General features: G+C 68.7%; 9 protein-coding genes and 1 tRNA gene. 5 read left to right on the forward strand and 5 right to left on the reverse strand.

Annotated features, from left to right (window positions below; all coding sequences use genetic code 11):
• Positions 1-472 precede the first annotated feature (472 nt).
• Positions 473-1,960: an MDR family MFS transporter gene (locus tag E1293_RS38060; protein WP_132203482.1), complete on the reverse strand. Its 1,488-nt coding sequence runs from the start codon at positions 1,958-1,960 to the stop codon at positions 473-475.
• Between the two features lie 104 nt (positions 1,961-2,064).
• On the opposite strand from E1293_RS38060, the gene E1293_RS38065 reads away from it, so the two are divergent.
• From E1293_RS38065 to E1293_RS38080, 4 genes are all read left to right on the forward strand, one after another.
• Positions 2,065-2,757: a TetR/AcrR family transcriptional regulator gene (locus E1293_RS38065; protein ID WP_132203484.1), complete on the forward strand. Its 693-nt coding sequence runs from the start codon at positions 2,065-2,067 to the stop codon at positions 2,755-2,757.
• Between the two features lie 92 nt (positions 2,758-2,849).
• The gene (locus E1293_RS38070) at positions 2,850-4,334 is read left to right on the forward strand and encodes an alpha/beta hydrolase (protein WP_243717179.1); all 1,485 of its coding nucleotides are present in this window, start codon (positions 2,850-2,852) and stop codon (positions 4,332-4,334) included.
• Between the two features lie 65 nt (positions 4,335-4,399).
• Positions 4,400-4,472 (forward strand) — tRNA-Thr (locus tag E1293_RS38075).
• Positions 4,473-4,761: 289 nt separating this feature from the next.
• Positions 4,762-5,916, forward strand: a complete 1,155-nt coding sequence (locus E1293_RS38080) for a hypothetical protein (protein ID WP_132203488.1) — start codon at positions 4,762-4,764, stop codon at positions 5,914-5,916.
• A 41-nt stretch (positions 5,917-5,957) separates the two neighbouring features.
• Here E1293_RS38080 and E1293_RS38085 read toward each other — a convergent pair whose 3' ends face one another.
• The 3 genes from E1293_RS38085 to E1293_RS38095 form a co-directional block, all read right to left on the reverse strand.
• Entirely contained in the window at positions 5,958-6,548 is a 591-nt protein-coding gene (locus E1293_RS38085; protein WP_132203490.1) for a TIGR03086 family metal-binding protein, read from the reverse strand.
• A gap of 611 nt (positions 6,549-7,159) precedes the next feature.
• A complete protein-coding gene (gene rox / locus E1293_RS38090) occupies positions 7,160-8,695 on the reverse strand; it encodes a rifampin monooxygenase (protein WP_132203492.1) in 1,536 nt (511 codons plus the stop codon).
• Between the two features lie 286 nt (positions 8,696-8,981).
• Positions 8,982-9,830, reverse strand: coding sequence for a LysR family transcriptional regulator (locus E1293_RS38095; protein WP_132203494.1), 849 nt, complete (start codon positions 9,828-9,830; stop codon positions 8,982-8,984).
• A 191-nt stretch (positions 9,831-10,021) separates the two neighbouring features.
• Between E1293_RS38095 and E1293_RS38100 the strand changes: the two genes are divergently transcribed.
• Entirely contained in the window at positions 10,022-10,747 is a 726-nt protein-coding gene (locus E1293_RS38100) for an SDR family oxidoreductase (RefSeq protein WP_132203496.1), read from the forward strand.
• Between the two features lie 50 nt (positions 10,748-10,797).
• Here the strand turns inward: E1293_RS38100 and E1293_RS38105 are convergent, their stop codons facing one another.
• Positions 10,798-11,346, reverse strand: a complete 549-nt coding sequence (locus tag E1293_RS38105; RefSeq protein WP_243717181.1) for a GNAT family N-acetyltransferase — start codon at positions 11,344-11,346, stop codon at positions 10,798-10,800.
• Positions 11,347-11,462: the final 116 nt, after the last annotated feature.

The raw sequence follows: 11,462 nt of genomic DNA on the forward strand, positions 1-11,462 counted from the left end.
GTCCGGATGGTGTGCGGGCTGGGTGTCAGAACGGCAGGTCGGTTGGCTGCCTCGAATGGTGCGGCGGCGGCGCGCCGGCGTGTCCGGATGGTGTGCGGGCTGGGTGTCAGAACGGCAGGTCGGTTGGCTGCCTCGAATGGTGCGGCGGCGGCGCGCCGGCGTGTCCGGGTGGTGTGCGGGCTGGGTGTCAGAACGGCAGGTCGGTTGGGCGCCCCGCGTGGTGCCGCGGCGGCGTGGCGGTGTGTGGCGGCGCGTCCGGATGGTGCTCCGGTGGGGTGTTCGAGTGGTGCGCCTTTGGCGGCCGCCGCCTTCGCCGAGCGGTCGGACGCCGCCGGTCGGGTTGCCGGGGCCCTGGGCGGCGAACCGTTCGGACGCCGACAGGGCTGGGACGAGGTTCTTGCGGTTCGGCCAAGGGCCCTCGCCGCGGCCTGATTGGGCGTTTGCGCTGATGGCGCGGTTGCCCCGGTCCGGTTCATGGTGAGGTGAGTTGGGTCCTCCTTGGTTTGCGGGGGACGGCAAGGATGGGCAGGAGGGAGACGAGCAGGATCGCCGCCGACCACCAGAAGGTTCCGGTGAAGGCGTTCGCCAGGAGGGCGGGGGTGTCCGCCGTCCGGTGTGCGGCGGCCTCGTCCAGGCTCCCGGACGCGCCAGGTATCTCGTCACGGATTCCGATCTGGAGGGCGACCGCCGTCACCGCCGTGCCGAACGAGCTACCGACGCGGATCAGAATGTTCGCCCCCGTGGTCGCCGCGGGTACCGCCTCGCGCGGTATGCCCTGGTAGGCCATCGCCATCAGGCACGGGGCGATCATGCCGTGACCGAGCCCGACGACGAACATCGCGCCCATGATCGTCCAGCGTCCGGTGGCCGGTGAGAGGGTGGTCAGCACGATGCTTCCGGCGAGTACGCAGAGAACGCCGCCGACGACGAGCCAGCGTCCGCCGAAGCGGTCGGCCATGCGTCCCGACACCGCCATGGTGGCCATCGCGCCGAGCCCCATCGGGGCCAGCAGCCAGCCGGCGTCCAGCGCGGACTCCCCGCGGACGAGCCCGGCGAACAGCGGGACGAGGATCATCAGACTGAACACCGCGGCGCTGTAGAGGAAGAACCCGCCGGTCGCCGCCGTGAAGGCCCGGGTGCCGAGCCGGCGCAGGTCGATGAGCGCGTCGTCGCCCTTGCGGAACGCGTGGACGACGAAGGCCACGATGAGGGCTCCACCGGCGATCGCGGCGGCGAGAAAACGTCCGCCCGCGAGACTCTCGCCGTTCCCGGCAGCCGACAGGGCGTACACGAGCGCCGCCAGGCCAGGGGACAGCAGGAGCATCCCGGTGACGTCCAGCCGGGCGCCGGCGCTGCGCTCGGTGTCGCGCGGCAGCATCCGCACCGCGGACAGCAACGCCACCGCGCAGAGCGGGATGTTGACGAAGAACATCCACCGCCAGCTCAGGTTGTCGACGATCACGCCGCCGAGCAGGGGACCGAGCACCGGCGCGAGCATCGCGGGCACCGAGATGATGCTCATCACGCGTCCCATCCGGTCGGGGCCGGCCTCCCGGACGAGCATGGTCTGCCCGACGGGCATCAGCATCCCGCCGCCGAGGCCCTGCAGGACGCGGAACGCGATCAGGGCGGGCACCGACCAGGCGAGCCCGCACAGCAGGGATCCGCTGATGAACAGTCCGAGCGAGACCAGCCACATCGTCCGGGAGCCGAACCGCCGGATCGACCACGCGGTCATCGGGATCGCCATCGAGAGGGCGAGGGTGTAGCCGGTCACGACCCACTGGATGGTCGACAGCGACGTCCCGAAGTCCTTGCCGAGCGATGTGATCGCCACGTTGACGATGGTGCTGTCGAGGACGGTCATGATCGCGCCGAGCACCACGACGATCGCGAGGTTGCGCAGGTGCGGGTCTATCCCCTCGCTGCGGCCCGGCGGCGCGGTTCCGGCCTCGGTCATATGGTCGGCCCCTCGGTTTCCGTACGCCGTATCGGTCACACCATACACCGTAGCGGTGGATCCGTACACCGTATCGATACGCTGTATCGCGTACGATCTACGGTGTGGCGGAAACACCGAGGTCAGGCGATGTATGGACGCGCCCGCGCGGCGGACGGCGCCCGAAGCTGACGCGGGAGGCGATCGTCGAGACGGCGATCAAGGTGGCCGACGCCGAGGGCCTGGACGCGGTTTCCATCCGCCGCATCGCCGGTGAGCTAGGTGTCCGCGCGATGAGCCTGTACACGCACATCGACGCGAAAGAGGACCTTCTCGACCTCATGGTCGACGAGGTCGCGGAGGAGGTGCTGGTCAAGGGAGAGTTGCCGGACGGCTGGCGGGAGGCGATGGTTGAGATCGCCAACAAGGAACGCCAGGCAAGCGTCAGGCACCCTTGGACGCTGGCGCTCGCCAGCCGTACACCACGTGTCGGGCCCAACGGGCTGCGCCACCTGGAGCAGTCCCTAGCCGCCGCCGCGCGGCTCACCGACGACCCAGAGGGCATGCTCGCGATCGTCAAAACAATCGACAACTACATGTTGGGCCACATCACCCTTGAGCAGCACGTCGGTGAAGACGGCCCGCAGCGGGCCAACCCGAGCCCTCTGGAACAGGCCTACGTCCAGTTGCTCTTGGAAAGCGGTGAGTTCCCCTACCTCAAGCTCTTTCTGGACACGGGCCTCCACCGTCCCGACACTTTCGAGCAGGGACTGAACTGGCTGCTCGACGGCATCGAACACGAGTATCGAGGGAAGTAGCACTCGGCCATCGTGCCGACGTAGCGTAGGCGGCGGCGTACGTGCCGCTACGACGAGACGGGGTCCAGGTGCGGGCAGCGAGGTTCATCAGTGTGGCCACCGTGCTGGCACTGGCGGCGGTCACCGGTTGCGAAAGCAGCGGCGACAACGAGGCGGCACCGTCGACGACGGCCCCCGCCGGGCTCGGTTCGTTCTACGGTCAGAAACCCTCCTGGAAGGGCTGCGGCAGCGGTTTCGAGTGCGCGACCGTCCAGGTTCCGCTGGACTACTCCAAGCCGTCCGGCGAAAAGGTGGGCCTTTCCGTCATCAGGCTTCCAGCAGAGGACAAGTCCTCCCGCATCGGGTCGCTGCTGACCAATCCGGGCGGTCCCGGTGGTTCCGGTGTCGACTTCGTGCGTCAGGCAGCCCGCGCCTTCGGGGACGACCTGCGACGCCGCTTCGACATCGTCGGCTTCGACCCTCGCGGTGTGGCGGCCAGCGACCCCGTCAAATGCAACACGGGCCCACAGTTGGACGAGTTCTTCGCCACCGACGCGTCCCCTGACGACCAGAACGAGACCAACAAGCTCGGCGACGAGGGCAAGGCGTTCGCGCAGCGCTGCAAGACGAAGGCCGGCACTGAGCTGCCCTACGTCGGCACCATGTACGCCGCCCGCGACATGGACGTCCTCCGTGCCGCCCTGGGCGATAACAAACTCACCTACTACGGCGCCTCCTACGGCACCTACCTGGGTGCCTCCTATGCGGAACAGTTCCCCAAGAACATCCGTGCCCTCGTCCTGGACGGCGCCGTGGACCCCAAGCTCTCGTCCACCGAACTGCTGATCGAGCAAGCCAAGGGGTTCGAGACCGCCCTCCGTGCGTTCGCCGACGACTGCGTCAAATCGGGTGGCTGCCCCTTCGGCAACTCCGCCGACGCGGTCATCGACAAGGTCGCGTCCTTCCTCACGGCCACGGACAAGAAGCCCCTCAGCAACAGCCGCGACTCCCGCAAGGTCACCGAATCCTTGGCCGTGATGGGCATCGCCAGGGCCCTCTACGTCAAGGAGTACTGGCCCGTCCTGCGCCAGGCGCTGACACAGGCGATGCAGAAGTCGGACGGCACCTACCTCCTAGCCCTCGCGGACGAGATGGTCGAACGCAAGGCCGACGGCTCCTACAGCAACCAGACCGACGCCAACATGGCCGTCAACTGCGTCGACAAACCCAACCCCCCGAACCTCGCCACCTACGGCAAGGCCGCCGCCGAGGCCAAGAAGGTCGCTCCCCGCTTCGGCCCCTTCGTCGTCTGGGGCGGCCTCCCATGCGTCTACTGGCCCGTCCAGACCAAACAGGAGCCGAAACCCGTCACCGCCAAGGGCGCCCCCCCGATCGTCGTCATCGGAACCATCCGAGACCCTGCCACCCCCTACAAGTGGGCGCAGAGCCTGGCCGACCAGCTCTCCAGCGGCGTCCTCCTCACCTACGACGGCGACGGGCACACCGCCTACCTGCAGGGCAACTCGTGCATCACCAAGGCCACCGACGACTACCTGATCACCGCCGACCCGCCCAAGGACGGCACCACCTGCCGCTGAATAACCAGTGCGCACCCACCCCCGGGGACCCGGTAGACTTCTTCCCGCCGTGCCCCGCACGTCACGCCGCCTTAGCTCAGTCGGCAGAGCGATTCACTCGTAATGAATAGGTCATCGGTTCGATTCCGATAGGCGGCTCCCACGTCAAAGCCCTCTTGCGATCTCCGCAAGGGGGCTTTTGCTAATCCGGATGGATCGGTCACCCAGCCGGGGGTGAACACGTAGCCGCCCTCGCCACTCGGACATCGTCGCGCTGGCGAAGACCGTGGGCTGCACCGCACCGCCGCCGAGGAACGTCCGGACGGTTCGGAGAACTCCGCCACAGATAGCCTCGTCTGGGACATCGACGGCAAAGACGCCGTCATGAGTTTGACCCGTGACCACCTGCGCCCGAACCAGGCCGTGACGCTGCGCTGGGAGCCGATGCGTGAACCTGCGTGACGAGATCGAAACGACCCTACGAGCCTGGCACGCCTACGAGACCGGCCGCGGATCGGTAGCCGTCATCGACTTCGATTGCGCTCCCACCACCAAGGCCACCGAACCGGCCAGCAGCCGCCTAGCGGTCTATCAGAGCCTCACCGACCTGCGCGCCCGAACCGTTGAGGCCGGAGCCGACCGCCTCACCACCCGCCTCACCGCCGATATCGCATACCTCGGCGCCCTCATGGGCGAACACCCGCCCCTGAACGACTACGTCCAGGCAACCCAGGGATGCCTCGCCGCCGGATGGCAAGACATCTACATCACCCACCGAGGCGACCGAGCCCGTGAAGCACTCGCCGCCCTGGGCATCGGATGGGGCGCCGACACGGCCCGCGACCTGAACGCCATCGAAGGCCCCATCGAGACCGACGAGGCCCCCGACGCGATCCGCCAGGCCGCCGACGAGTATGAGACCGCCGTCCGCCAGGTCACGGGTAGCCAGGCCCCTTTCAACCTCACCATCGAGACCACGGAGGTAGACGCCTACTGGGCCTACTGGCTGGACGGCGCCGGCGACAAGGTCCGACTCCGCCTCAACCTCCGCCGCGCCAGCTTTACCAAGGTGGCTGCCCGCCAATTCGCCCTGCACGAGGTCCTAGGCCACGGCCTACAAGGCGCAAGCTGGTCAGCGCGAGCCGCCGCCGATGATGTCCCCTGGGTACGCCTGATGTCGGTGCACGCCCCGCAACAAGTTCTCCTCGAAGGACTTGCCCAGGCGCTCCCCCTGTTCATCGCCCCCGACGACGAGCTACTGGGCGCTCGCACCCGGTTCGACCACTACAGCCAGCTCGTCCGCGCCGAGTTGCACATCGCCCTCAACCAGGGCGCCAGCATCGCCGAGTTGGCCGACCATGCCCGGTACCGCATGCCCTGGACGACCGAGGCCGCAATCGCCGACGTCCTCACCGACCGCGGAGTCAACCCTCAACTGCGCTCCTACCTGTGGGCCTACCCCGCCGGAATCGACTGGTTCGCCAACCTCGCCGACGCCGATAGGCCGACGAGAACGACCGTCCTCCAGGCCGCCTACCGCGACCCACTCACCCCGAACGACCTAGCAGCCCTCTGGCCAGCGGGCCCCGCAATCGGCGGCTGACCAACCCACAGGAACACCCTCCCGCTCCAGGTACGCGGTCTCTAGTCCCTGGGGTCGCGCCCCAGGTACGCGGCCAGTCTGGTGTAGACGTCGGCGTCGTCCGGCACCGCGACGGCCGGCCCGAACTGGCTCTGCCCACTGCGGGTCTCAGGTGGGGCGAACCTGGGAAACGCGTCGAGCGCTTGCACCGCAAGGTCCGGGTCGAGTTCACTGAGCCGCCCCGTGGCATGGGCGAGGTCCCAGGAGTGCACCGTGAACTCGTGGGTGTAGGCGTCCAGGGCGACGTGGCCTGGCAGCGTGGCCCACGGCAAAGTGACCGAGCGGTCGAGCATCGCATCGTCGGCCCACACCCGGTCAACCTCATCGCGAGCTTTGAGGAATGCGCTGATCCAGTCGGTGTCGGCGACATCGTCGATCACGTCAGGAAACTCAGAGACGTCGCGTCCGGCGCCGACACCGGCGATCTTGTGCAGCACCGCGATCATGTGCCCGATCAGCGCGCGGACGTCGTAGTCGGCGCATGGTGTGCTGTTGCCCAACTCGTCGGGACGTACCGCCGCGATCTGCTGCTCGGCTTGCCCCACTGCCAGGGCGAAGAGCGGCCGCGGATCATGGATTGGCTGTGTCGTCATGGTTGGCACCATAGGAGGGCGCACTGACACCGGGGGCGGATCACGGACCTCATCGCCGTTGAGCCTCACGCGTCCATACGCCTGCGATGTGCCAGCAGTGCCGATCGCTCGGGACGAAGAAGGGGCAGGTCAGCGGGCAGCGCGGTTGGACGAGCTCGGAGTGGCGGCCTCGCGGGCCCCAGCCTCACACGAGCCGGAGTGCTCGTTCGCGCGAGCCGGCCCGTCACGCCCGAAGACCGCTCGTGCGAAGGAGCGCACCGGACCGTCCCGAAGGCGGTTAATAGGTTTTCGGTTCGATTCCGATAGGCGGCTCCCAGGTAGAAGGCCCATCGCGAGCATTCGCGATGGGCCTTCCGTATGACCGCCTGACCAAGGCTCCTCGGCAGCGACGGGGGCCACTCGTCCGGGTTCAGGTCCGTCTTCGCCAGGATGACCTGGTTGGAGTGCAGGACGTTGTTGACGTTCCGTTCCCATGGTGGAAACGAAGGCCAGGCTGGGCTCCTGCCAGGCCGTGCCGGCCGCTTCGCGATGCCGGATCGCTCGGGGCTGGACAGTGCCGCCGTCCTGTCTCACCAGACTCCGCGGTGATCTTGACCCGAGACGGAGGCGAACTAGTTGGCGGGCTTGCCGAACCAGCGGGAGAGGTGGTCGTCCAGGTCCTGCTGGTCGTCGCCGATCCAGGCGACGTGGCCGTCAGGGCGTAGCAGGACGCACGGAACCTCCAGTGCCGCGGTGGGGTCGGCGAGGTAATCGACCCGGTCTGACCAGCCGCCGGCGGTCAGGCGTTCGGTGCGGTCCAGCAGCAGGCCGCGGCCGCGATGCAGCATGCCGTAGAGGTTGCCCTGTTTCACCTCGATGTCGCGCAGGCGGCGGCCGAGCAGATCGGGGCCTTCGCCGAAGTCGTAGCGGATGCCGATCGCGGTGATCTTCTCGATCAGATAGCGGTTCACCTCGTCGAAGTCCATCAGTTCGGTGAGCAGCCTGCGCACGGCCTGCGGGCCCGGTTCGGTGGAGTGCAGTTCCATTTGGGCGCGGGTGTTGTCCAGTACGTCCTCGGCGACCGGGTGCCGTTCTGCCTGATAGGTGTCCAGCAGTGTTTCCGGCGCCCAGCCGCGGACCTGCGCGGCCAGTTTCCAGCCGAGGTTGAATGCGTCCTGAACGCCCAGGTTGAGGCCCTGTCCGCCGGTGGGCGGGTGGATGTGCGCCGCGTCGCCGGCCAGCAGTACCCGCCCGATCCGATAACGCTCGGCCAGCCGGGTGGCGTCCCCGAAGCGGGACAGCCAGCGCGGTGAGTGCACGCCGAAATCGGTTCCGGCGATGGCGTGCAGCTGTTGTTTGAAATCATCGAGCGTGGGCGGTTCCCCGCGGTCGCTGACTCCCGCGGCGGGGACTACGACGCTGTAGGCCTTTTCGCCGAAGGGGCGGAGCCAGAATCGCTGATGGAGCACGCGGATTTTGGCCACCTTGGCGGCGATCTCGTCCTGCGGCACGCCCACTTCCATCTCGCCCATCAGCGTCTCGGTCCGCGAGGGCTCGCCGGGGAAACCGACGCCGAGTAGTTTGCGCACCGTACTGCGCCCGCCGTCACAGCCGACGAGATAGCGCGAGCGTATCTGTTCGCCGTTGGCGAGTTCGACGGTCACGCCCTCGTCGTCCTGCTCGAAACCGGACACCGCGCAACCGCGCCGGATCTGCGCGCCGAGTGCGGTCGCGCGTTCTTCGAGCAGACGCTCGATGACCGGCTGCGGGATGCCCACCAGATAGGCGTACGCGGAGTCCAGGTCCTTGGGCGCGGGTTTGGGGATGGCGGCGAAGAACCCGCCTGCCGGACGCTGTCTTCCGCGTTCGAGAATGCGTTCCAGCAGCCCGCGCATTGCCATCAGCTCGAGGCTGCGAATATGCAGTCCGACTATGCGGACGAACGACACGGGCTCGGTTTCCTTCTCCAGAACGAGTACCCGCACATCGTGCAGCCGCAGTTCGGCGGCCAGCATCGCACCGGTCGGCCCGCATCCGGCGATGATCACGTCGAACGTGAGGGGCGTGTGATCGGCGCCGGAGTCCGCCGATGAGAGTCCGGGGACTTCGCCCGCGCGCTCGACCCTGTCGTTCGACGGCGGCTCGGGGGTGAACTGCTGAGAGTCCATCGGTGTTGCCTTTCGGGAGTGCCTTGTTGGCGAGGCGCTCCCGGCGACACCTACGTCAATCGCCCGACCGTGACGGAAGGGGGAGCACCCACATCGATACAACGTTCATGGGTCTCACCTCCTTGGGCGGTGTCACGGTCGACTGCAAGTTACAAGCCCGGGCATCGTCCCGTCCAACCCTTTTCCAGCCACGTGATCACGACTCCAGTCGGGGGCCACACTCTGCTCCGGGCCGCCGCCGAGGCGGGCCGTATCTCGGAAGGGCCTCGTCCCTCTGGCCGGATGGCTACAGGCGGGTGGCGGCCTGGATGAGCTCGGCGAGGGCCCGGGACCGGCTGTGCGGCGGCCATGCGATCACCGTCGTCACCGCCGGCGCGTCCAGTAGGGGCACGGTCGCGAGGTCGTGGCTCAGCTGGGTCCGGCACGACTCCGGCAAAACCGCCGAAGCCCGGCCGAGCGCGATCAGCTGAAGCAGTTGCGCGTGGTCTCGAACCTCCGGGCCGGGGCCCTCCGGGTACGTGCCGTCAGGGCCGGGCCAGCGCGGCAACGGCAGGCCGGGCAGCGCGTTGATGTCGGCCATCCGCAGGTGGGCCCGGCCGGTGAGGAAATGCCCGGCGGGCAGGAGCACGACCTGCCCCTCCGTGGACAGTTCCTCGGTGTCGAACCCGGTCGTCGAGTCGAACGGCCGGTGCAGCAGCGCGACGTCGGCACGTCCGTCGCGCAGCAGCCGCTCCTGCTCGCCGGGCCTGCACAGGAGGACGTCGACGGCGGCCGCGCCGGGTTCGGCGGCATAGGCGTCGAGCAGCTTGGACAGCAGTTCGCTGGACGCTCCCGCCTTCGTGACGAGGACCAGGCCGGGCTGTCCGGTCGCGGCGAGGGCGGCGCGGCGGGTGCGGCGGTCGGCGGCGTCGACCGCGTCCAGTGCCGCCCGTCCCTCGCGCAGCAGCACCGAACCGGCCTCGGTCAGCGCGACGGTGCGGTTGGTGCGGTCCAGCAGCGTCACCCCGAGCCGCCGTTCGAGCTGGCGGATCGCCCGTGACAGTGGCGGTTGCGCGATCCCCAGCCGCAGCGCGGCCCGTCCGAAATGCAACTCCTCGGCGACGGCGACGAAGTACCGCAACTCCCGCGTCTCCATACCGCCACGGTACTGCGGCGGGACGGCGACGCCGTGCCACGGAAGCCGGCAGTGGCACCGCGGGTGCTTCATCAGCGGGCGGAGCCCGTCCATGCGAAGGAGCCGATGACCTGGTGTGATACCCGGGAGGTATCACCGGCCACCCAGATGGTGTTGGCAGCCTCGCCCAGGGTGCGGACAGGATGGGACACATGAACGAACGGACGATTGCGCTGGTCACCGGCGCGAACAAGGGAATCGGGTACGAGATCGCGGCAGGCTTGGGGGCCCTCGGCTGGAGCGTCGGCGTAGGCGCACGGGACGAGGAGCGCATGGAGGCCGCCGTGGAGAAGCTGCGTGCGGGAGGCGCCGACGCGTTCGGCGTCCCACTCGACGTGACCGGCGACGCGAGCGTGGCCGCCGCTGCCGAGCTGGTCGAGGAGCGTGCCGGCCGCCTAGACGTGCTAGTCAACAACGCGGGCGTGACCGGCGGTGTGCCGCAGGAGCCCACGCTGGTCGACCCCGCCGTCATGCGGACGGTCGTGGAGACCAACGTGATCGGGGTCATCCGCGTCACCAACGCGATGCTGCCGCTACTGCGCCGGTCGGCGTCGCCGCGGATCGTGAACATGTCCAGCAGCGTCGGCTCGCTCACCCGGCAGAGCGCTCCGGACGCTCAAACGGGTCCCATCTCCGCTGCCTACGCGCCGTCGAAGTCCTTCCTCAACGCCGTCACCGTCCAGTACGCGAAGGAGCTGAGCGACACGAACATCCTGATCAACGCCGGCTGCCCGGGCTTCTGCGCCACCGACCTCAACGGATTCCGCGGTGTCCGCACCCCCGAACAGGGCGCGGCGATCGCCCTCCATCTCGCGACCCTGCCGGACGACGGCCCGACCGGCGGCTTCTTCGAGGACGCCGGCGTGGTGCCCTGGTAGCACCTGGGATGCCTCCGTCCAGGTCGCTTGGGTGAGGACGTCTGGGGCGGCTAGGGGAGGACGTCCGGGCAGTTCGGCGGTGGCTTCGTGGTCATGCCGGCGGTAAGGGCCCAGCGTTCGTGGTCGCGCCAGACGCCGCCGATGTTGATGAAACCGGGGGAGAAGCCCTCGCGCCGGAAACCGAGACGCCGGACGAGGCGGCGGGACGGCTCGTTGCCCGGCTGGACATCCGCCTCGACCCGGTGCAGGCCGAGCAGCCCGAACGCGTAGTGGACGGTCAGCCCGACGCCCTCCGTCATGAAACCGCGGCCCGCACTCGGGGCGAATGCGGCGAACCCCAGGATCGCGCGATCGTAGGGTCCGCGGACGATGCCGGTGAGGGTGACGTGGCCCGCGATGATCCCGGTGTCCGCCCGTTTGATCAGCAGAGCCTCGCCTGCCGCGGGGTCGGCGAAACGGGCCAGGTACTCGCGGAACGCCAGCGGGTCGGTCGGCGTCCGGACCCAGTCGGCGTGCAGTTCGGCGCTCTGTCCGGCAAGGTCGACGAACTCGGCTTCGTCCGCCGCCCGCATCCGGCGCAGCACCACACGACAACCCACGACGCCTCCGTCTTGCCGCCTAGAGCCAGGTTGCCCCACGCACACCGAGGAGCACACTCGCCGTAGGGTCAGCTATACGCAGCGCATTCGCCCCCGCCCCCTGCCCGAGCCGCAGC

Source organism: Actinomadura darangshiensis (assembly GCF_004349235.1).
In the GTDB taxonomy this organism is placed as follows: Bacteria; Actinomycetota; Actinomycetes; order Streptosporangiales; family Streptosporangiaceae; genus Spirillospora; species Spirillospora darangshiensis.